Source organism: Corynebacterium sp. UMB0012 (assembly GCF_030216265.1).
Taxonomy (GTDB): Bacteria; Actinomycetota; Actinomycetes; order Mycobacteriales; family Mycobacteriaceae; genus Corynebacterium.
Genome location: NZ_JASOKQ010000014.1, coordinates 26,058 through 46,237, shown reverse-complemented (window position 1 = coordinate 46,237; position 20,180 = coordinate 26,058). Strand labels below are relative to the sequence as shown.

Here is a 20,180-nt window from a genome sequence, read left to right as displayed (position 1 = left end):
CCGTGGGCTATTATTGCGGGTAATGAGTTCTGATTTTGATGCACAGTTTGATGCGGCATTCGAGGGCCTGCCAGAAGACCCCGATGATGCCGTGCCGGAAGGCGCCGAAAATACGGCAGCCCCGCTTGATTATTCGCAATACACCGATACGCCGGAGGGATTCCGTTCGGGCTTCGTGTCCTTTGTGGGCCGTCCGAATACCGGCAAGTCCACGCTGACTAATGCCCTGGTGGGGCAGAAGATTGCGATTACCGCGGACCAGCCGGAGACTACCCGCCACACCATTCGCGGTTTGGTCCACCGCGATGATGCCCAGGTCATCGTCGTGGATACGCCGGGTCTGCACCGCCCGCGCACCCTTTTGGGCGAGCGCCTCAACGAGGTAGTGAAAGACACCTATGCCGATGTGGATGTAATCGGCCTGACCATCCCGGCCGATGAAAAGATTGGCCCGGGTGACCGCTGGATCCTGGAAAACGTGCGCAGTATCGCGCCAAAGACCCCGATCATCGGCATCGTCACCAAGCTGGATAAAGCCAGCAAAGATCAGGTTGGTGCGCAGCTGCTGGCCCTGCACGAGCTGCTCTCCCAGGATGACCCGAATGCGGTAGTCATCCCGGTTTCCTCCAAGGAGGGTGTGCAACTAGATGAGCTGGTGCAGGTCATCGTGGACCACCTGCCGGAAGGCCCGAAGTTCTACCCGGATGATCACATCACCGATGAGGGCCAGGAAAAGCGCATCGAGGAACTCATTCGTGAAGCTGCTCTGTCCGGCTTGAAGGCGGAGCTGCCGCACTCAGTGGCTGTGCAGGTTGATGAGATGCTGCCGTCGCGCACCCGCGAGGGCGTGCTGGATATCCACGCCATTTTGTACCTGGAGCGCCCAGGCCAGAAGCGCATTATTGAGGGCAAGGATGGCCTGCGCTTCCGTCGCATTGTGGGCAATGCCCGCAAGGAAATTATGAAGCTGCTGGGCCAAAACGTGTACCTGGATCTGCGCATCAAGGTGTTGAAGAATTGGCAGTCGGATCCGAAGTCGCTGGGCAGGCTCGGTTTCTAAGCGGTTATGCGCGAGAACTATCGTGACCGCGCAGTGGTCATCCGCACCTACGACTTTGGCGAGGCCGATCGCGTCATAGTCCTACTTACCCGCGAGCATGGCCTCGTGCGCGCGGTGGCCAAGGGCGTGCGCCGCGCCAAGTCGCGCTTTGGTTCGCGCCTGCAGCTCTTCGTCAACCTTGATGTGCAGCTGTATGTGGGCAAGAATCTGGCCACCATTTCCCAGGCGGATACGGTCGACTACTTTGGCGCGCGCCTCATTGAGGATTATGAGCGCTATACGGCCGCGTGCGCGGTGCTGGAATCGGCCGAGCGCCTTGCATTTGCCGACGCCGCCCATGACCCCTACCTCTACGAATCCGTCACCGCGACCTTGGAGCAGCTCCAGACCGCGGACCCGACCATGGCGTTGGATGCCTTCTTGCTACAGGCCATGGCGCATGCCGGCTGGGCGCCGAGCCTATTCAACTGCGCCCAGTGCAACCGGCCTGGCCCGCACCACGCTTTCCACCCAGCGGTAGGCGGTGCGGCGTGCCACGAATGCCGTCCGCCAGGTGCTGCGGAGGTAGACCCGGAAACCCTGCACCACCTGTGGCTTTTGGCGCATAATCACCCGACCAATCCGACGAATGCGCAGAAGCAGGAGGGGCATCGCCTAGCGCGGGCGCACCTGCAATGGCACATGGAGCGCAATGTTTCCGCATTGCAGGTTATGGAACAGTAGAATATAGCCCGTGATTACGCCAGACCCGAACCGCACTTTGACCCCGCCAAATATCCCGGATGAGTTCATGCCGCGCCATATTGCGCTGGTCATGGACGGAAACGGCCGCTGGGCCCAGGAAAAAGGCATGAAGCGCACCGAGGGGCATAGGCGCGGAGAAGCCGTGCTTCTTGACGTCGTCGATGCCTGCCTTGCCGCCGGCGTTCCCTACCTTTCGGCCTATGCCTTCTCCACGGAGAATTGGCGCCGCAGCCCGGAGGAGGTCCGCTTCCTGATGGGATTTAACCGCGACGTGCTGCGCCGCCAACGCGAATGGCTCAATGAGCGCGGCGTGCGCGTGGTGTGGGCCGGCCGCCGCCCGCGCCTGTGGCGCTCAGTTATTAGGGAGCTCGAGGCTGCCCAGGAGCTGACCAAGGACAATACCAAGATGACCCTGGCTATGTGCGTGAATTACGGCGGTAGGGCAGAGCTGGTAGATGGCTTTAGGGACATCGCCAAGCAGGTGGCCGCAGGCGAGCTCAACCCGCGCGATATTAAGGAAGAAACCATCGCGCAGCATCTTTATGACCCGAGCATGCCGGATGTGGATCTCTTCCTGCGCCCGTCCGGTGAGAAGCGCACCTCCAACTTCCTGCTCTGGCAGTCCGCCTACGCGGAGATGATTTATCAGGACAAGCTCTTCCCGGATTTCACTCCGGAGGACCTCTTTGCCGCCATCGAGGAATACGCGCGGCGCGACCGCCGCTTTGGCGGCGTGAAGAAGTAGCGCGCAGCGCCGAAGTGCTGCGCGGCTACTTTTCGGGGATGAATATGTCCTCGATGTGGCAGGAAAAGTGGCGCGCGATCTGGAATGCGAGGGGGAGCGAAGGATCGTAGCGCCCTTTTTCAATACTGATGACCGTTTGGCGTGAGACGCCAAGCTCCGTAGCCAAGCCCTGCTGCGAGAGACCTTTGCTCTCGCGAATCTCTTTTAGCCGGTTGTCCATGGTTTAGCTCGCTGCCCGCTTGTGGGCAAAGTAGCTAATGCCAAAGGTGCCGGCGACAAAAGTCCCTAAGATGATGGTGAGCGTGGTGCCGGAAACCTGGAATTCCCAGAAGGAAGAGGCTATGCCTAATGCACCTATGGCGATGAGAATGGCGTGCAGGGTGTTTTCGGAAGCCTGCGAATACCAATGGGATTCGATCGAATTTTCTGGGTCGGGAGTCGCCCCGCGGATGGTGGAGCGGTCCACCATAAAAAGCCAGCTAGCGGAGATAGCAACAGGCAGGAGACACAGCGAGTACACGGCAAAAGCTAGCCACGGCGAATCATCGTGTATGAACGCGGCCATGATGGCACCGGCGGCTGCTGCGATGGCTGCGCCTGCAGCCACGGACAAAGTAATGAGTTTGGTTTGCGTGCCGCCGAACTTGGGGCGGCCAAAGCGAGTGGTCTGCACAGAAACCTCCTGAAGCAAATGATTGTAAAGCGTGCTTGACACACACTATATGTCAAGGACGCTTTACTGTAAAGGGTGCTTTACCATTCTGGGTAAATTCATTCTTTAGGATGAGAGGCAGCCTTTTAGGGTAGGGGGCATGGCAGTGGATAACATCAGGTTGAAAGATGCGCTTATTGGACTAGTGGCCGTCATTGCAATGGATGCCCTCTTAGTGGCGACAGTTTTTGTCATGATGAAGGCTGGTTTAACCACGGGTGGACTAGGCACGATAATGCCCGTTGTGCTTGCTCTTTCGGTGGTAGTGCCGACGACTGCATTGGTGTTCTACCTAAAACGTCGGGGAATTGGTCTCGGTTTTCTTCCTTTGGGTCGGCGTGGTTGGCACTTATTGTGGCAGGTTCCACTCGCCATCTTTATGGCGGGAGCGGCAGCCGCAATAGTGGGTCCGCTGCTGGGTATTGCACCCTCGGAAAGTACATCTTCAGCTGACGGTCGCGGCGCTATGGTGGTTATTTCTTTAGCGTGCTACCTATTTTTGGCGCCGCTGATAGAAGAAATTGTGTTTCGCCGCCTGCTCATGGGGTACTTGGATCGCAGTGTTCCAGCGTTCGCCAGTGTGATCCTCAGTTCGCTGTTGTTTGGCGCCGCTCATATTGCTCCACCGGTCATTGTGTATGCGACTTTCCTGGGGATGGGGTGCGCGTTAGTAACTCGCTTCCACAATTCTCTGCGTGCAGGCCTTATTTTGCACTTTGTTAATAACCTAACCGTGCAGTTGATTGCAATCTCAGCACTATAGTCTTGGCGTGAAATATGCTCCCGTGTGCGCCGCAAAACAAAGACCTCAGGCGCCGGAAGTGGAAGCCTGAGGTTAGGGGAGGGGTGGCTTCACGAGGAAGCGCGAGCGCCTTTAAGAGGTAGCGGCGCAGTCGCTGCAGATGCCAAAGACCTCGGCATCGTGGCCGGTGAGATCGAAGCCGTACTCCTTGGCCACGGAGGTGGCCCACTTTTCAATGGGGCCGCCATCGATTTCCTCGGTGCGGCCGCACTTGGTGCACACCAAGTGGTGGTGGTGGGCGTCGGTATCGCAGTGGCGGTACAGGGTTTCGCCATTGGGCATGTGGAGGGCATCCACTGCATCGATATCGGTCAGGGACTGCAGGGTGCGGTACACGGTGGTCAGGCCCACCTTTTCCTCACGCTCTTGGAGCTCGTGGTAGATCTCCTTGGCAGAGGCGAATTTCTCCATTTCCCGCAGCACCTCAACGACTGCGGTGCGCTGCTTGGTATTGCGTGCGCCTAGTTTGGGAATACTGTCGTGTAAAGCCATGACCACAATATTATCAATTCTTTTTCAATAACCGCATAGCATGGCGGCTTTTTATGCAGGCGGGGAGGGGTTAGGAGGCGATCTTGGCGGCGTCGGCAAGCAGGTCCAAAACCCGTGGCGCAATGAGCGAGTAGGTTACCTCGCGGCCGCTGCGCTCGGAGTCCACGATGCCTGCCTGCTTGAGCACGCGCAGGTGCTGGCTGATAAGGGGCTGGGACTTGCCGGTGGCCTTGACCAGCTCGTGGACAAAGTGATCGCGCTCGGCCAAGAGGGAAATGATTGCGATGCGTAGGGGTGAATCGAGGGCAGCGATCACGCCGGCGGCCGCAGAAGTATTTGGGGCCTTGTAAGTGGTCGTCATAGGGAATGTCACCTTCAATTAAATACCTATTACCTGTCGGTCGCTCCTATATTACCCGATATGTTCAATAACTCGTATATATTTCAGTTTAAATTCATGCCCCAATCCCACCGCCGGGAAGCGCTTCGGGTTAGACTGAACGAGATTGTCAAGACTGTCCCCTACCAGAGGAGTCCGAAAACTAATGGCATCCGTCATCGATACCGTTGTAAACCTGTGTAAGCGCCGCGGCTTGGTCTACCAGGCAGGTGAAATTTACGGCGGTTCCCGCTCCGCGTGGGACTACGGCCCTCTTGGTGTAGAGCTCAAGGAAAACATCAAGCGCCAGTGGTGGCGCCACATGGTGCAGTCCCGCGCAGACGTCGTGGGCGTAGATACCTCCGTCATCCAACCGCGCCAGGTCTGGGTATCCTCCGGTCACGTCGAGGTTTTCTCTGACCCGCTGGTGGAATCCCGCCACACCGGCAAGCGCTACCGTGCCGACGACCTGATCGAGGCCTACGAAGAAAAGCACGGCCACGAGCCAGAAAACGGCCTGGCAGATATCAATGACCCAGAAACCGGCCAGCCGGGTGACTGGACCGAACCGAAGGCCTTCTCCGGTCTGCTCAAGACCTTCCTGGGCCCGGTGGACGATGAGCAAGGCCTGCACTACCTGCGTCCGGAAACCGCACAGGGCATCTTCGTTAACTTCAAGAACGTGATGACCTCCTCGCGCATGAAGCCGCCGTTTGGCATCGCGAACATCGGCAAGTCCTTCCGCAACGAGATCACCCCAGGCAACTTCATCTTCCGTACCCGCGAGTTCGAGCAGATGGAAATGGAGTTCTTCGTCAAGCCGGGCGAGGACGAAGAGTGGCACCAGTACTGGATTGATGACCGCTACAACTGGTACGTAGACCTGGGCATCAAGGAAGAAAACTTGCGCCTGTACGAGCACCCGAAGGAAAAGCTCTCCCACTACTCCAAGCGCACCGTGGACGTGGAGTACGCCTTTGGCTTCAAGGGCTCCAAGTGGGGCGAGCTGGAAGGCGTGGCCAACCGCACGGACTATGACCTGTCCGTCCACGCCAAGGGCTCGGGCGAGGACCTGTCCTACTACGACCAGGCCAATGACGAGCGCTGGATTCCGTACGTCATCGAGCCGGCCGCCGGCCTGGGCCGTTCTATGATGGCCTTCCTGGTGGATGCCTACGACGAGGAAGAGGCTCCGAACGCCAAGGGCGGCACCGATAAGCGCGTCGTCCTGCGCCTGGACCGCCGCCTGGCACCGATCAAGGTGGCCGTACTGCCGCTGTCCAAGAAGGAAGAGCTCTCTGAGCCCGCCCGTAAGCTGGCCGATAAGCTGCGCGCACACTGGAACGTGGACTTTGACGTCTCCGGCGCCATCGGCCGCCGCTACCGCCGCCAGGATGAGATCGGCACCCCGTTCTGCGTCACCTTCGACTTCGACACCCTCGAGGACGATGCCGTGACCGTGCGCGAGCGCGACACCATGGAGCAGGAGCGCGTGAAGCTCGATGACCTCGAGGCTTACCTCGCCGCTCGCCTGATTGGGTGCTAGTAATGCATTACACCAGCTGGGATCGCTCCGACCGCGCAAAGCCCGTGCTCTTGGCCGAGGAAGGCCCGGAGCAGCTGGGCGTATTTTCGGAGCATTCCGCGGAGGTGGACGGCCATTTCTGGCGCACCGAGGTCAGTGACCTTGGCGCTTCTGCCACGCTTGCCGACGGCTCCATTTACCGCCTCGCCGGCCGCCCCGGCCGCGATAAGCGCCTAGAGGCATCGCTCAACGGCCGTACCTTCACCTTCATCAACGAAAACAGCGGCGACTGGATCATCGATGACGTCGATGATGAAAAGGTAGGGCAGTTCACCGCCCGCAATTCCGGCGTGCGCAAGTCCATCCTCGAATTCGAGCACGATGCCGAGGGCCTGACCACCGCGGAAATCGCCGGTCTTAGCTGGTTTACCCGCGTCATCTTGGATGCCACCACCCAAGGCAAAGCCTGGGCCTGGATCATCACCTTGGTCCTAGCATCCATCGTCGCCCTCGTCGCACTATTCGTCCTCTAATGACTGCGCAGTGGACCTGGCGCGCGGGCGCGCTCACCAACGCCGAGGGGCACGAGCTTGCCTCCGTGCGCGACGGCGTGCTTGCCACCGCCGCCGGCGAGCGCCTCGCAGTAAAATCCTCGCTGGATTCTTCCTCCCCGCGGTTCTTCCTGCGCGCGCAGACCGCCGCGGGCGAGGATTTCTCGGTCACCCAGGCCGGGATTACCGTCACCCGCCTGCGCGCGACCTGCGCTGACCGCGGGTACCTGCTGGAGCGCCGCAACCCCTTCCGCCGCGAGCGCCGCATCGTAGCCCGCGGCACGGGCGCCGAGGTTGCCAGCACCGCACCTGCCGGCGATGGCCTGCGCGTGAGCGTGGGCGAGCTGCCGGAGCTCGACGCCATCTTCTTGAGCTACGCCTGCGCGCTTCTCGACGCCACCCCACGCACCCTCCGCACCTAGCCCAGCGCCGGGCTGCCGGGTCACCCGCGAGAGCCTAGAGCCGGGCAGGAGGGCTGCCTGGCTTCCGGACCGTGGAGCGGTCTGGGCTGGGAGGGCTAGAAGGAGCCGCCGCGGAAGCCGCCTCCGCCGCCACCGCCGAAGTCTCCGCCGCCAAAGCTTCCTCCGCCGAAGCCGCCGCCTCCGAAACCTCCGCCGAAGCCGCGGCCGCCGCTGAGCATCTGGCCGAGGACCATACCGGTCACGACATTGCCGGCGGCGTTGCCCATCTGCTGGCGCTGCTGGCGGCGACGGTACTCGTCGATGTCATCCTTGGCGCGCTGCAGCGCCGCCTGGGCGGCGGCCGCCGCTTCGCGAGAGGACTGGAGGGCGGCGCGGATATCGCTGCGCTCGGTGTGGAGAGCTTGGGCGTGGAGACGTTTGGCGTCGGCAAGCGCGGTGCGCGCACCCGAGCCGATGATGCGACCGCGGGAGGAAATGAGGTCTTCTGCGGCCTGGATATTGGATTCGGCTACGGAAATCTGCTGGCGGAAGAGGTCTAGTTGGCGCGCGTGCGTGGAGGTCTTCTCGCGCACGCGGTCGAGCGCCTCATCCAGCTCGGTATCGATGGAGGTCAGCGCGGTGTGCTGGCCCAGCGGATCCTGTTGGCCGTGGGCCTTGGCCTCGTTGACGGCGGTGCCGGCGCGGCCGAGCAGATCCTCGAGCGCGTTCCAATCCGCGGTGGTTCCCTGGGCCTTGCCTTGGCGCTCGAGCTCGCGGGCCTCGTTGATTTCACCCTCAACCTCGGCGATAAGCGCCTCGAGATTGCCGCGGGCGGTGGCGATATTCTCCTCGGCGTTTTCCACGCCGGAAATGAGGCGATCCGTCATCTCGCAGGCGTGCTCGATATCGCGAATAAGTCCCACCAGCGGACCCTGCTGGCCGGCCGGCTGGGCCTGGACCCCTCGGGCCTTGTCGAGCAGTTTCTCGGCCTCATCGAGCGAAGCGGCGGCAAGCTCGGGGTTATCGGCAATGGAGGAGAGCACGTGCTCGTCATAGTTGGACTTCAGGCCGGCCAGCGTGGACTCGGCCTCCGGCAGGCGGGCGTGCAGGCCCACGGTGCGCTGGGTGAGCTCGTCCAGCTTTTCATCGGAGTGGATGAGCAAGTCGCGCATCTTGGCAAACTCCTCGGCCTGCGCGTCGAGGGCGTCATCGGCCTGGCCGCAGGAGGAGACGATTTCTACCAGCATTTGGCGGCGCTCGGCCGGGGACTCCGGCACGGCATCATCCAGGCGCTGGCGCAGGTGGAAGGCCTTTTGCAGGGTAGAGGTGGAGTGGTTCATTGCCTTGGTAAAGGGGCGCACGCGCTCGGGGCCGAACTCGGAGAGCGCGATATTGAGCTCCTCCTTGCCGCGGCGGATGGACTCATCGGTAGAGACCAACTCCTCCTGGGCCAGCTGGTCCAAGGTTTCCAGAGGCAGGCGGTTTAGCTGATCGGTATCGCCCGGGGCGATCTCGCGGGCAGACTCCAGCGTCTGCGCATTATTTTTCTTGGTGTTGCGGCGCGAGTAGTACATGATTCCGCCACCGGCGGCGACGATGGCGGCCGCGCCACCGCCCAGCCACGCCAGGCCAGAGGAGTCGGAGGAATCGGAGGCGGGGGAGTTGCCCAAGGCGGCATCAGCAAGCGCGAGGGCGGAAGCACCGTACTCGTCGCTGGCCAGCTTGTCATAGGCGGCGTCATACATCTGGTCCAGCCGGCCCTTGGGCCACGCATCGCCGGCCTGCACGCCCATCTTGCGGTCATTGATGGATAGCACATAGACCGCGGAGTTCGGCCCCTTGTCCTTGACCGCCTGGCCAGCAAAGCTCTCCGGATCCGTGCCCAGCTCATCGGTGATATAGACAAAGAGCGTCAAGTGCTCGTCCTTTTGCAGCTGGCCAATCTTCTCCCTGAGCTCGGCCTTCTCTTGGGTGCTTAATACACCCGCATCATCGGTAACCTTTTCCGTTAGGGCTGCCGTATCGGTGCCCTGCGCCACCGTGGTGGTCTCGGCGGCGAAGGCAGACCCCGCACCGAGGGAGGTGCAGCCCAAAATGAAAGCGGCAATGGCCGCGCGGCCCAAACGTGCACTCAAATTCATGCCCACCACTTTACCGGCTTAGCTTAGCCCTCCGGCAGGTAATGTAGTGGGGCAGTGAAGTACGCAATTGTTTTAGGAACCGCCCAATACGATGGCCGCCCCTCCCGCATCCTGGCCGGCCGCCTGCGCCACGCCGGTGAGCTCGCCACAGCTGAGGGACTGGAGGTTATTACCGTGGGCGGCAAGCTGCCCGGCGATAGGTTCACGGAGGCCGGCGTCGGCCGCACCTACCTGCGCGAGCACTTCCCGCACCTGACCGTGCACGCGGTGGAGGAGGGCATGGATACCCGCAGCTCCCTCAGCGCAGTCAAGGAAGCCTTCGCGCTTTCCGACGCCACCATCATCACCGATCCCCTCCACCGCCTGCGCACCGCACTCATCGCCCGCCAAGAGGGCATCACGGCCACCGTCTCCGGCACGCCGTACTACCCGGCCGCGCGCTTTTCTAAGCCCTGGTGGCGCTACCTTGCCCACGAAACGGGTGGCGTAGCCTATGCGTTGGTGGCCGGCCTTTTGCCGCCGCGCGGCGCTGCGGCGCTGCGCAGTAGTTTCTACCGCGTGGAGCAAGTGCTGCGGCCCAATCAGAAGCTGCGGCATGAGACGATTCAGCAGGAAGACGACCGCGCTTAGGCCACGTTGCTCACCCAAAAGGCCTGTTCGCGGAATAAACTTGGCGCCGTGACCTATTCTTATTCCGCCGCCGACTTTGCCCGCCTGGCCGATGAAAAGCCGAAGGGCTCAGCCTTCCACCCCGTGGAGGAGCACCGCGGGCTCTTCGCCCGCGACCGAGCCCGCGTGCTGCACTCGGCCGCGCTGCGCCGGCTAGCGGATAAAACACAGGTCGTCGGCCCGCGCGACGGCGATACCCCGCGCACCCGGCTGACCCACTCGCTGGAGGTGGGCCAAATCGCGCGCAGCATCGGCTCCGGGCTCGGCCTCGATCCCGATCTCTGCGATATGGCCGGCCTGACTCATGACATCGGCCACCCGCCCTATGGCCACAATGGCGAGAATGCGCTCAATGAAGTTGCCCTTAACGGCTTCGAGGGCAACGCCCAAACCCTGCGTATCCTCACCCGCTTGGAGCCGAAGGTCATCGTGGACGATGCCCGCGGCGAACCCCAAAGCTTTGGCCTCAACCTCACCCGCGCGGCCCTCGACGGCGCCTGCAAATATCCGTGGACCAAGACCAACCCGGATGGCACCACCAACCGCAAGTACGGCGCCTATGACGAGGATGCGCACCTTTTGGACTGGCTGCGCGAGGGTCATACCGATAACCGTAAGTGCATCGAGGCCCAGGTCATGGACTGGTCCGATGACATCGCCTACTCCGTGCACGACGTGGAAGATGGCATCATCTCCCGGCGTATCTCATTGAGCGTGCTCTGGGACTTGGTGGAGCTGGCCCAACTGGCAGAAAAGGGCGCCAAAGCCTTCGGCGGCACCGCCGACGAGCTCCTAGAAGCAGCCGATAGCCTGCGCAACTTAAGTGTCATCAACGCCATCGGTGACTTTGACTATTCCTTGCGCGACTACGCCAACCTGAAGAAGATGACCTCCGAGCTCGTCGGCCGCTATGTCGGCGCGACCGTTGGCGCCACCAGCGAGGCCAATGCCGATCTCATTGCCTCCAATAGCCTTGGCCGCATGCACGGCAACCTCATCGTGCCCAAGCAAGCCGAAGCAGAGGTCAAGCTGCTCAAAACCATCGCCGTCCTCTACGTCATGGACGAGCCCGCCCACCTCGCACGCCAAGATCGCCAGCGCGAGCGCATCTACCGCGTCTACGACTACCTCGTCGCTGGCGCCCCCGGCTCCCTCGATGCCACCTTCCGCCTGTGGTGGGAGCAGGCCGATACCGACGCCGCCCGCGACCGCGCCATCATCGACCAGATCGCCTCCATGACCGAGTCCCGCCTGGAGCGACTGGCCCGGCGGAGCGCGGAGTTGTCTGGATTTTTGAGTTAGATTGTGCCAGGGCAGGGGGGGAGGATTAGTGATAACTTCTCCTGAGCCGCTTCGGGTTATCAGGCTCGGCAGGGTGATGCTTAAGGTTCGGAGGTTCAGTAGACAATGTATTTTTCCTTCGTTTGAATCGGGTAGCGAATTGAGTCCGGGAAGGGAAGTAGTTTCCGCCAAAATACTTTTGGGTACCGTTCATTCTGACGTAACTATTCCGACAACTTCGCGTAAATCGGGCGGCCTACTCTTAGTCCCATTCGCTTCCACTATGGCTGGACGCGAACTCTCTCCCATTTACTAAGAGTCAAGGAATTCTCGTGTCTCAACGACGTGTTTATAAGGCCGCTCTGATCACCTCCATCAGCCTGGCCGGTTCGAGCCTAGTGGCTCCCGCTTTCGCTCCCGCTTTCGCTTCCGCTCAATCCCTTCCTAAAGCAGATATCTTCGATATGGCCCTCGACAATGGGGTTATCACCAACTCCGCCTCCGAAACCGAGCCGCTAACCATCGGCGCGCCCTCGGTGGAACAAGACAGCGTGCTCGAGCGCCCTGTCGCCCAGTTCGACGGCCGCAAAGACGCTGTCGGCTTCGATATCGGAGATAAGTTTGACCAAGTCAAGGACGGATTCACAGTGGAGTGCGTCTTTCGCTATGACGGTGATTTTGATGGAAACGAAAAGAGCCTGTGCGCTAATAAGGAAGCCGGTGGCTGGGCAATGGTCATCTATGGTGACCAACTGACCTTTACCGTTAATGCAAACGGTGGCTACAAGAAGGCGCAACAGAAGATGGAGCCGGGCCAGTGGTACCACGCGGTCGGCGTATTCGATGGCCACAAAAATGAGCTCTACGTCAATGGCGAGAAGGTCGCCGAGAACACCGGTGCCACCGGTGAGATTAAAAAGCCAAAGAGCAACTCGACCGCTGTGATGATCGGCGCGGATTCTGGCCCAAACAATGGAGCCCAGTTCTACTCTGACGTGGCGGTCAGTGAAGCACGCGTCTTCTCCGATCCGCTCAGCGCACAAGACGTGACGGCGCTATATGAGGATTCGAACCTGAGCACGGACAAGAAGGCGGAAATCACCAGCTCCACCCCAAGCACCGGTGACCACCTGACCAGTCCGGTGACCTTCGACGTCGAGGTAAATGATGAAGCGCTCATCTCTCGCGAGCTCACCTACACCCTAGATGGTGAGGACATTGAACGCGGCCAAGAGATTGGCACCGGCCTGAAGGAAGGCAACCACGTCATCGAGGTCGAAGGCCACGATGTTTTTGGCAACCAAATCTCGCAGTCCATCGATTTCACTTCCGGCAACCTGCCGGGTGCTGCCGGAACCGATTCCACTCCTACCGGAAATGGCGCGACCATTTCCGCCCGCGCGGAAAACCCGAGCGGTGGGGACGTGGAGACCACCTTCACCGAAGCAGATGTCAGCGTAGCGGAGAAGGGATTCCAAGGAACCTTCGATGAAATCCCGGAAGAGCTGGATTTTGAGTACCAGGATGGCGAGGACTTTGAGAAGTCTCTGAACCCGTCCAACGAAGAGGCACAGAAGTCCGCTTCTACCGAGAACATGCCATTCCAACGCTTTGACCTGTCCCTCAAGGACGCAGATAAGGACACCCACGACCTTGCCTGGTCCGGAGCGGTGGATCCCAAGCGCGCCGTTCGCCTCATGGCATGGAATAACAAGGCTTCTGCGTGGGAAAAGCTCGCGGAGTCTCGCGGTGTATCCGAGGATCAGGTAAGCCTGAGCGCGCAGGTCAATAGCGACTTTGTGGATGGCGATACTATCCACACTATGGTGGTGGGCTATGACGTCTTTGCCGATGATCTCAATGAGCCAGTCAATGAGGAATTTGCAGATGCCAACGACTATGATTTCGCCATTGCGCACCACACCGATACGCAGTACCTCTCCGAAGGCGCGGTAGAGAAGGCCACGGCTGAAGAGCGCAAGAAGTGGGAGGTAGGCTACACCGCCGCTACCAAGTGGATTGCAGACAACGCTGAAAAGCGCAAGATCGCTTACTCTGCACACACCGGTGACCTCATTGAGAATTGGCGTGTAGCAGGCTCTGACCGTGCCAACGCCAAGAAGGAATTTGAGGTTGCGTCCAAGGCTCAGAAGAACTTGGAAGATGCAGGCGTGGTCAATGGCGTGCTACCGGGCAACCACGACAACATCAGCGGTGAAGATGTTGGCGCGGGCAACCTGTACAACGAGTACTTCGGTCCAGAGCGCTACGAGGCACAGCAGGGCAAGGGCAATTGGGCCAAGGAAGATGCTTCGTACCACCCTTATGCTGAGGGCAATAACGATAACCACTACGACCTTTTTACTACCAACGGCATGGATTTCATCGCCCTGCATTTGGGCTTTGATGTCACCGAAGAAGAGGCAGCCTGGGCCGATAAGGTGCTCAAGCAGTATCCAGACCGCAATGCCATCGTGCTCACTCACGCCTATCTAAAGCCATCCAATAGCCCTGATGGACGCAACTCCGACTTCTCTCACGATGGCGTCATGGTCTATGACAATGTGATCAAGAAGAACCCGAACGTTGCATTGGTGCTGGCCGGCCACGAGCACGGCGTATCCATTATCACCCGCAAGGATGTAGGCCATACCAATAACCACGTGACGGAGCTATTGGCGGACTACCAGTTCTACGAGGTCGGTTCCGATGAAATGGGCCTGACCGAGATTGGCGAGTACGACGGTGATACCGGCCTCCGCTTCGGCTCCAGCTACCTGCGCCTGCTGCAGTTTGACCTGAAGAATAACGAGATGGTGGTGGACACTTACTCGCCGCTCCTCGATGACCACAACGCCACCGAGTACGACGACCGCCAGCGCTATAACGGCCATGAAGATGAATTCCGTGTGCCGATTCAGTTCAAGACTCGCAAGACCGACTTCCAGACCAATTCCATGGTGGCGCTGACCGATACCGGCAAGGAAATTGGTAAGGATACCGCAAAATCCGGCTGGCCTACGAGCACAGTCTACAAGGACCTGAAGGCCGGTCAGACCTACGGCTGGTATGCCACGACTGCCGACGCCTCCTCTAAGGACACCAACAAGCGCGGCATCGTCCGCCAGTTCGGCGTCTTTACCGCGCAGGAGAACACTGCAGATAACGCAGCGCCTGAGCTCATCGTTCCTAGCGAGAAACTCACCATTTCCCAGGGGGCAGAGGCCGATCTGACCAAGGGCGTGAGCGCCAAGGACAAAGAAGACGGTGATCTCACCGACAAGGTGAAGGTTATCGGCAGCGTGGATACCTCCAAGCCAGGCACCTATTCGGTGACCTACGCAGTCACGGACTCTGCTGGAAACCAAGCTCTTGCTTCTCGAGTCGTTGAAGTTACCGCCACCGACGGCAACCACAACACAGGCAGTAGCTCCAGCTCTGAATCCTCCTCAAGCAGCTCCAGCTCGAGCCAGGGAAGCTCTCATCGCGTGCTCCCCGCCATCTTCGGTGCCCTTATTGGAGCTGTGGGCGCTACCGGAATCATCGCGGGTATGCTGAACTACTTCGCGCCGGAGACCATCCAGAAGCTGAAGCGAGCCTTCGGGCTCTAAAGCGCACAGCACCTTTGCCGGTGCTAGAGCTATAGCGCCCGGTGGTACGTGAATGAAAAAGCCGAACCGAGGATTCATTTCCTCAGTTCGGCTTTTAATCGGTGTACCCACCGCGATTGGTAGGGGGTATGAAACCGGCTAGCGCACCAACTTAACGCCCTGATCCTCCAAAACGGTGGCAACGCCTTCCAACTCTGCGTCCGCGATTTCCATGTCGGAGGCAATGATGACGGTGGTGCGCTGCTCGCGTAGGAAGTCCGCCAGGTCATCGAGGTTGCGGGGGCCGCAGTCCTCGCAGCCGCGAGTGCGGCCAAGCGCGTTGAAGAAGTCCGCGCGGGTGCGGATGTGTTCAGTGATGAGGATGCGTTGCATGATTACTCCTCCGCGTCTGGGATAGAACAGAAGCTTTCATAGTGGTCATCGGTGTAGTACCACACGTCCGGGTCGGTCTCGCTGCCGCCGCCGGTGATGATGCGGCGGGCGCCGCGGTTCTTGCTGCCCGGGGTTTCTACTGTGTATTCGCGGTAGTAATTCTTGTCCTGCTGCGGCAGGCGTCCCTCGTAGTTGCCAAAGCGGGCGTTGTCATTATCCGGGTAGTCATAGGGGCCACCGGCCAAGATATCGTCCGCGGTGTCCTTCGCCTCGGCGGGGAGGGAGGACATCTCGCAGGTATCGGTGTCACCCCCCTTAGCGCCACCTGCGGACTCAGACGGCGAAGAAGCAGAGGAATCATCATTGCCGCCGAGGTCGAAGCCGAAGTAGCCTGCAACGACGGCAAGCGCAAGGCCGCCGAGGGCTACTGGGAGCGATTTCTTAGACGCTTGGGACTTGGACATACCTTTATTCTTGCAGGTGCAGCGGTGAATACCGAAATCGGCCTAAGCTGCCAACAAGGCCAAAAATTCCCCGTCACGGGGGTAGGTAAAGGCAGGCGGAATACACCCCATCAGAGGGTAATTTCCGCCCAAACCGTGAACCCACAGGCACCACACCATCCTGGCCCTGCCATTTGAACATTCCCGCCGCGCGCGGGGTAGTCTGTACGCATGGCAAAAGGCAGAATTCCGGACAGCGACATTCAAGCTATCCGTGAACGCGCGCCTTTAGAAGAGATCGTGGGCGAGTACGTTCAGCTCAAGCCCGCCGGACATGATTCGCTCAAGGGGCTGAGCCCCTTCAAGGATGAAAAGACCCCGTCCTTCCACGTGCGCCCGCAGCGCGGTTACTATCACTGCTTTTCCACCGGCAAGGGCGGCGATGTCTTTAGTTTCCTGATGGAAATGGAGCAGGTTTCCTTTCCAGAGGCAGTGGAAGCGGTAGCGCAAAAAATCGGCTACCACATTAACTACCAGGGCGGTTCCACGGGCGCGCGCAATGAGAAGCCTGGTACCCGCCAGCGCCTCATCGCTGCGAATAAGGCCGCGCACGAGTTCTACCGTCAGCAATTGGAGACGCCGCAGGCGGCTACCGCGCGCGATTTTCTACTGGATCGCGGCTTTTCCCGCGAGGTCATCTATGACTTTGAGTGCGGCTATGCCCCGGAGGGGTGGGATACCGCCACCAAGCACTTGCTGCGCTTGGGCTTTTCCTTCGAGGAGTTGGATGCGGCCGGCATTTCCAAAATGGGCAAGCGCGGCCCCATAGACCGCTTCCACCGCCGCCTGCTGTGGCCCATCAAGGACCTTTCCGGCAATGTTATTGGCTTTGGTGCCCGCAAGCTTTTCGATGACGACAAGCTCGGCAAATACATGAACACCCCGGACACCATGCTCTATCACAAGTCCAAGGTGCTCTTCGGACTCGATCTGGCTAAGCGCAATATTGCCGATAACCATCAGGCCGTGGTGGTAGAGGGCTATACGGATGTCATGGCCATGTACGCCGCCGGCGTGAAAACCGCAGTGGCATCGTGCGGCACCGCCTTTGGCGGTGAGCACCTCCAGGTGCTGCGCCGGCTCATGCTGGATGATTCCTACTTCAACGGCGAGCTCATCTATACCTTCGACGGCGATGAGGCAGGGCAGAAGGCCGCCATGCGCGCTTTTGATGGCGAGCAAAAATTCACCGGCCAGTCCTTTGTATCCGTGGCGCCCGACGGCATGGACCCGTGCGATCTGCGCCTACAGAAGGGCGATGCCGCCGTGCGCGAGCTCATCGCGGACCGCATCCCCATGTTCGAGTTCGTTATCCAATCCGTCATAGCGGAGTACCGCATCGATACCGCGGAGGGGCGCCTGCAGGCCCTGCGCCGCGCGGTCCCCGTGGTGGCGCAGATCCGCGATCAGCCCCTCCAGCGCGAGTACGCCCGCCGCCTCGCAGGTTGGGTGGGTTGGGCCAACCCAGAGGAGGTCCTCCAGCAGGTCCGCGCGGAGGCGCGCAAGCCCAAGAAGGCTGAAAAACCCACCATCCGCCGCTTCGACAACGCGAAGCAGCAGCCGGCGCAGCAGGACGTGCCGATGATCCATCCGCCGAGCCCCAAGGAAACCCACCTGTGGCCACAGCGCGAGGCCCTCAAGCTGGCCTTGCAGATGCCGCAGGTAGCGGGCTCCTACTTCGATGGCATTACTGCCGACGCCTATACTAACGACGCCTACCGCCTCGTCCGCCAGGCTATTTCCACCGCCGGCGGCGCCGCCCAGGGTGCGTCCATGCCCGCCGTGGAATGGATTGCCGCAGTAGCCGGCGAGATGCAGGACCTCACCGGCCGCAATTTCGTCTCCGAGCTCGCCGTCGAAGCAATCCTGCCTACCGACGTCGGCCCCGAAAAATACGCCGACTCCGTCCTTTCCCGCTTGCAAGAAACCGTGGTGGGCGATCAGATCGCCCAGCTCAAGGCCCGCCTCGGCCGCATGCGTCCCTCCGATGATGAGGCCAGCTATAACTCGCTCTTCGCCGACCTCGTTGCCCTCGAGCAGGCCCGCCGCGAGCTTAATGACCGCGCCTTCCGCGGCACGCCTCCCCAAGCATAAAAATCTCCCCTCGGCACGAACCCAAACCAGGTACGCGCCGAGGGGAGGGGAAGCCCTACAGGCTAGCTTGTTACCGACCTAGTCTTCATCAGGCTCATAAATGCGGTCCGCATTATCCACCTGCGATCCGCGCAGCCGGCCCTTGCCCTTGCGCTTGGAGGACAAATCGCGAACCTCGCGCATGCGCGGTTCCGGGTCCAGGCGATTAGCCACCGCCTTGCGTGCCGAGGTGACGGCGGACTTAGTCACGGGGGAGTTGACGGCCTTTTCGTAGGCGCCCTTGATCTGGTGGTAGCGCTTGCGGCCAGCCTTAGTGCCAAAAACGTATCCTGCTGCGGCGCCGAAGACGAATTGGATCATTATCTAGCGTGTCCCCTTATTTCTATGCGAGTAAAAGTTCCCCACTAGCCTACCGCGAAGCCTTGCCGCGCGCCGCCAGCCACGAGTGAGGGGTAGCGTTAGCCCCGCATTGGACTAGCACTTTTCATGGCGCGGAATACGCGCTAGTTTAAGTGTGTGGAAAATAACAAGCGCAGGGATTCGGCGGCGGCCTCAGCAGTAGCGCTGGCCGCGCTTTTTACCGCGAGCATTTCTGCGGAATCCTCAGGCCACCAACCGGAGGCCGCCGCGGCGCACCAAGGCCCCAATTGGCCTGAAGAGTGCTGAGTGGTGACCGCAAAGGTCTACCCATCAATCCGCAATTGTGCATGCAGGTTTAGCGCAGCGTTTACTTCTCCGTAACTTTAGCTGGATATTATTCGTAGGAATTTGATGCTAGTTAAAGGTTTCTACGTTGAACTATCGGAATAAACTTCGACCCGCAGCCCGCGTGTTCGCCCTCTGCGCGGCCACTGGACTGACTATAACCCTCGCACCGGCGGCCGCAGCTCTTCCCGTAACCGTGCCCCAGCTGCGTGAGCCCGTCACCCAGCGCACCTCCGGCGCAGCCCCAGTCCAGCACCCCGGTGCCCCGGTTCCTGAGCCATTTAGCACGGACTATATCGCGGGCTTCGAATCCGATGTCTCGTCTTATCAATTTGGCAACTACTGGCAGGTAGTCCAGCTTTTTGACCACATCAAGGCCCAGCCAGAAATCCGCCAGGAAAATATGGACAAGGCCGTAGCCATCAACAACGCCGCAGCCGGCGACCCCGCTTTGATCCGCCGCGCGCAGGCCGATGCCAAGGCCAGCTCCACCAGCGTGCTCAACGCCGTTTCTGACTCGATGGGCAAGAACCTAGGCGATGCCTTCCGTGCCGCCTTGGCCGAGCACCGCCTGCCCAAAACCGAATACCTGCTAGGCAATGGTTACGCCGCCCGCGCAGGCGGACTGGCCAATTCCACGATGTCAGAGAAGTACTACTTCAACTATCAGCGCCCGTACCAGCGCGCGCCGCAGGCGATTAAGCGCTACGACGATGGCTCCAAGGATCTCTATCCCACCTCGCCAGCTTTCCCCTCGGGCCATACCAATCAGGCAACGTGGATTACCACGCTGATGTCCTTCATGCTGCCCGAGGTAGGCCCACAGCTCATGCTGCGCGGCGCGGAGGCCGGCAACCACCGCGTAGTACTGGGCGTGCATTACCCGCTGGATGTCATCGGTGGGCGCATGACCGGCCAAGCCGCCGCGGCAGACCGCCTCAACGATAAGCGCATGCGCCATGCTCTATGGGAAGCCTCGATGGAAGTGCGCCAAGAAATCAAGTGGCGCACCGGCAAAACGGTAGAAGAATTGGTGGCCCAGGATAGGGCAGAGGGTACCGACTACCGCTCCACCCAGGATGTGGTCGCCGAATATTCGAAGTTCATGGACTATGACTTCGCCCCGCGTTACCGCACAGACGCCCCGATGGTCGTCCCACAGGCCGCCCCAGTGTTGCTAGCCGCATCCCATCCCGAACTCAGCTGGAACCAGCGTGCCGAGGTCCTCCGCCAGACCGCGCGCCCAGCCGGCAATCCATTGGATTGGCAGTCAGAGGGAGGCTCGTGGCAACGTCTCGACCTAGCCCGCGCCATGGCGGCCACGGTGACCATCACCCCAGACGGCGGCGTGAGTGTCAGCGGCTAACGATTCCAACAAGCCGCGTGGGGGTAC

At 60.5% G+C, this 20,180-nt stretch carries 21 protein-coding genes; 13 read left to right on the top strand and 8 right to left on the bottom strand.

The window, feature by feature from the left end; genetic code table 11:
- Positions 1–22 precede the first annotated feature (22 nt).
- From era to QP324_RS07985, 3 genes are read left to right on the top strand one after another with little or no spacing between them, the layout of a single operon-like run.
- On the top strand, positions 23–1,060 hold the full coding sequence (gene era, locus QP324_RS07995) for a GTPase Era (protein ID WP_284815499.1): 1,038 nt from the start codon (positions 23–25) through the stop codon (positions 1,058–1,060).
- A 6-nt stretch (positions 1,061–1,066) separates the two neighbouring features.
- Positions 1,067–1,783, top strand: a complete 717-nt coding sequence (gene recO / locus QP324_RS07990) for a DNA repair protein RecO (RefSeq protein ID WP_284815497.1) — start codon at positions 1,067–1,069, stop codon at positions 1,781–1,783.
- Between the two features lie 10 nt (positions 1,784–1,793).
- Positions 1,794–2,549 carry an isoprenyl transferase gene (locus QP324_RS07985; protein WP_284815495.1) on the top strand — a complete coding sequence of 252 codons (756 nt, stop codon included), beginning with the start codon at positions 1,794–1,796 and terminating at the stop codon, positions 2,547–2,549.
- Positions 2,550–2,574: 25 nt separating this feature from the next.
- On the opposite strand, the gene QP324_RS07980 is transcribed toward QP324_RS07985, so the two are convergent.
- Positions 2,575–2,769 (bottom strand): helix-turn-helix transcriptional regulator, encoded by a 195-nt coding sequence (locus QP324_RS07980; RefSeq protein ID WP_284787560.1) that lies wholly within the window; start codon positions 2,767–2,769, stop codon positions 2,575–2,577.
- Between the two features lie 3 nt (positions 2,770–2,772).
- The gene (locus QP324_RS07975) at positions 2,773–3,222 is read right to left on the bottom strand and encodes a hypothetical protein (RefSeq protein ID WP_284815493.1); all 450 of its coding nucleotides are present in this window, start codon (positions 3,220–3,222) and stop codon (positions 2,773–2,775) included.
- 139 nt (positions 3,223–3,361) lie between these two features.
- Between QP324_RS07975 and QP324_RS07970 the strand changes: the two genes are divergently transcribed.
- Positions 3,362–4,024 (top strand): CPBP family intramembrane glutamic endopeptidase, encoded by a 663-nt coding sequence (locus QP324_RS07970; protein WP_239278675.1) that lies wholly within the window; start codon positions 3,362–3,364, stop codon positions 4,022–4,024.
- Between the two features lie 111 nt (positions 4,025–4,135).
- On the opposite strand, the gene QP324_RS07965 is transcribed toward QP324_RS07970, so the two are convergent.
- Complete coding sequence (locus QP324_RS07965; RefSeq protein WP_284815491.1) at positions 4,136–4,555, bottom strand: Fur family transcriptional regulator; 420 nt, start codon at positions 4,553–4,555, stop codon at positions 4,136–4,138.
- Between the two features lie 70 nt (positions 4,556–4,625).
- Complete coding sequence (locus QP324_RS07960) at positions 4,626–4,916, bottom strand: helix-turn-helix transcriptional regulator (protein ID WP_284815489.1); 291 nt, start codon at positions 4,914–4,916, stop codon at positions 4,626–4,628.
- A gap of 184 nt (positions 4,917–5,100) precedes the next feature.
- Between QP324_RS07960 and QP324_RS07955 the strand changes: the two genes are divergently transcribed.
- Genes QP324_RS07955 through QP324_RS07945 form a run of 3 tightly spaced genes read left to right on the top strand, consistent with a single transcriptional unit; the run spans position 5,101 to position 7,432 of the window.
- Positions 5,101–6,480: a glycine--tRNA ligase gene (locus QP324_RS07955; RefSeq protein ID WP_005326454.1), complete on the top strand. Its 1,380-nt coding sequence runs from the start codon at positions 5,101–5,103 to the stop codon at positions 6,478–6,480.
- A gap of 2 nt (positions 6,481–6,482) precedes the next feature.
- Positions 6,483–6,992, top strand: a complete 510-nt coding sequence (locus QP324_RS07950) for a hypothetical protein (RefSeq protein ID WP_239278673.1) — start codon at positions 6,483–6,485, stop codon at positions 6,990–6,992.
- A complete protein-coding gene (locus QP324_RS07945) occupies positions 6,992–7,432 on the top strand; it encodes a hypothetical protein (RefSeq protein ID WP_284815488.1) in 441 nt (146 codons plus the stop codon). Before QP324_RS07950 ends, QP324_RS07945 begins: the two co-directional genes overlap by 1 nt.
- A 95-nt stretch (positions 7,433–7,527) precedes the next feature.
- On the opposite strand, the gene QP324_RS07940 is transcribed toward QP324_RS07945, so the two are convergent.
- On the bottom strand, positions 7,528–9,552 hold the full coding sequence (locus QP324_RS07940; protein WP_284815486.1) for a TPM domain-containing protein: 2,025 nt from the start codon (positions 9,550–9,552) through the stop codon (positions 7,528–7,530).
- A 54-nt stretch (positions 9,553–9,606) separates the two neighbouring features.
- Between QP324_RS07940 and QP324_RS07935 the strand changes: the two genes are divergently transcribed.
- From QP324_RS07935 to QP324_RS07925, 3 genes are all read left to right on the top strand, one after another.
- Entirely contained in the window at positions 9,607–10,182 is a 576-nt protein-coding gene (locus QP324_RS07935; protein WP_284815484.1) for a YdcF family protein, read from the top strand.
- 48 nt (positions 10,183–10,230) lie between these two features.
- Positions 10,231–11,523, top strand: coding sequence for a deoxyguanosinetriphosphate triphosphohydrolase (locus QP324_RS07930; protein WP_284815482.1), 1,293 nt, complete (start codon positions 10,231–10,233; stop codon positions 11,521–11,523).
- Positions 11,524–11,834: 311 nt separating this feature from the next.
- The gene (locus QP324_RS07925) at positions 11,835–15,113 is read left to right on the top strand and encodes a LamG-like jellyroll fold domain-containing protein (protein WP_284815480.1); all 3,279 of its coding nucleotides are present in this window, start codon (positions 11,835–11,837) and stop codon (positions 15,111–15,113) included.
- 138 nt (positions 15,114–15,251) lie between these two features.
- Here the strand turns inward: QP324_RS07925 and QP324_RS07920 are convergent, their stop codons facing one another.
- Positions 15,252–15,485, bottom strand: coding sequence for a barstar family protein (locus tag QP324_RS07920; protein ID WP_005324236.1), 234 nt, complete (start codon positions 15,483–15,485; stop codon positions 15,252–15,254).
- Between the two features lie 2 nt (positions 15,486–15,487).
- On the bottom strand, positions 15,488–15,949 hold the full coding sequence (locus QP324_RS07915) for a ribonuclease domain-containing protein (protein ID WP_284815478.1): 462 nt from the start codon (positions 15,947–15,949) through the stop codon (positions 15,488–15,490).
- Positions 15,950–16,159: 210 nt separating this feature from the next.
- Between QP324_RS07915 and dnaG the strand changes: the two genes are divergently transcribed.
- Positions 16,160–18,082, top strand: coding sequence for a DNA primase (gene dnaG / locus QP324_RS07910; protein WP_284815476.1), 1,923 nt, complete (start codon positions 16,160–16,162; stop codon positions 18,080–18,082).
- Positions 18,083–18,160: 78 nt separating this feature from the next.
- On the opposite strand, the gene QP324_RS07905 is transcribed toward dnaG, so the two are convergent.
- Entirely contained in the window at positions 18,161–18,442 is a 282-nt protein-coding gene (locus QP324_RS07905; RefSeq protein ID WP_005324241.1) for a hypothetical protein, read from the bottom strand.
- Positions 18,443–18,598: 156 nt separating this feature from the next.
- Between QP324_RS07905 and QP324_RS07900 the strand changes: the two genes are divergently transcribed.
- Positions 18,599–18,748 (top strand): hypothetical protein, encoded by a 150-nt coding sequence (locus QP324_RS07900; RefSeq protein ID WP_284815474.1) that lies wholly within the window; start codon positions 18,599–18,601, stop codon positions 18,746–18,748.
- 127 nt (positions 18,749–18,875) lie between these two features.
- The gene (locus QP324_RS07895) at positions 18,876–20,153 is read left to right on the top strand and encodes a phosphatase PAP2 family protein (protein ID WP_284815473.1); all 1,278 of its coding nucleotides are present in this window, start codon (positions 18,876–18,878) and stop codon (positions 20,151–20,153) included.
- The last annotated feature ends 27 nt before the right edge of the window (positions 20,154–20,180 follow it).

Excerpts from the sequence above, each read along its gene's own strand:
- QP324_RS07905 (WP_005324241.1), bottom strand. The coding sequence starts at position 18,442 with ATGATCCAATTCGTCTTCGGCGCCGCAGCAGGATACGTTTTTGGCACT.
- dnaG (WP_284815476.1), top strand. The coding sequence starts at position 16,160 with ATGGCAAAAGGCAGAATTCCGGACAGCGACATTCAAGCTATCCGTGAA.
- QP324_RS07950 (WP_239278673.1), top strand. The coding sequence starts at position 6,483 with ATGCATTACACCAGCTGGGATCGCTCCGACCGCGCAAAGCCCGTGCTC.
- QP324_RS07915 (WP_284815478.1), bottom strand. The coding sequence starts at position 15,949 with ATGTCCAAGTCCCAAGCGTCTAAGAAATCGCTCCCAGTAGCCCTCGGC.
- QP324_RS07940 (WP_284815486.1), bottom strand. The coding sequence starts at position 9,552 with ATGAATTTGAGTGCACGTTTGGGCCGCGCGGCCATTGCCGCTTTCATT.
- recO (WP_284815497.1), top strand. The coding sequence starts at position 1,067 with ATGCGCGAGAACTATCGTGACCGCGCAGTGGTCATCCGCACCTACGAC.
- QP324_RS07965 (WP_284815491.1), bottom strand. The coding sequence starts at position 4,555 with ATGGCTTTACACGACAGTATTCCCAAACTAGGCGCACGCAATACCAAG.
- QP324_RS07955 (WP_005326454.1), top strand. The coding sequence starts at position 5,101 with ATGGCATCCGTCATCGATACCGTTGTAAACCTGTGTAAGCGCCGCGGC.
- QP324_RS07960 (WP_284815489.1), bottom strand. The coding sequence starts at position 4,916 with ATGACGACCACTTACAAGGCCCCAAATACTTCTGCGGCCGCCGGCGTG.
- QP324_RS07945 (WP_284815488.1), top strand. The coding sequence starts at position 6,992 with ATGACTGCGCAGTGGACCTGGCGCGCGGGCGCGCTCACCAACGCCGAG.
- era (WP_284815499.1), top strand. The coding sequence starts at position 23 with ATGAGTTCTGATTTTGATGCACAGTTTGATGCGGCATTCGAGGGCCTG.
- QP324_RS07970 (WP_239278675.1), top strand. The coding sequence starts at position 3,362 with ATGGCAGTGGATAACATCAGGTTGAAAGATGCGCTTATTGGACTAGTG.
- QP324_RS07920 (WP_005324236.1), bottom strand. The coding sequence starts at position 15,485 with ATGCAACGCATCCTCATCACTGAACACATCCGCACCCGCGCGGACTTC.
- QP324_RS07980 (WP_284787560.1), bottom strand. The coding sequence starts at position 2,769 with ATGGACAACCGGCTAAAAGAGATTCGCGAGAGCAAAGGTCTCTCGCAG.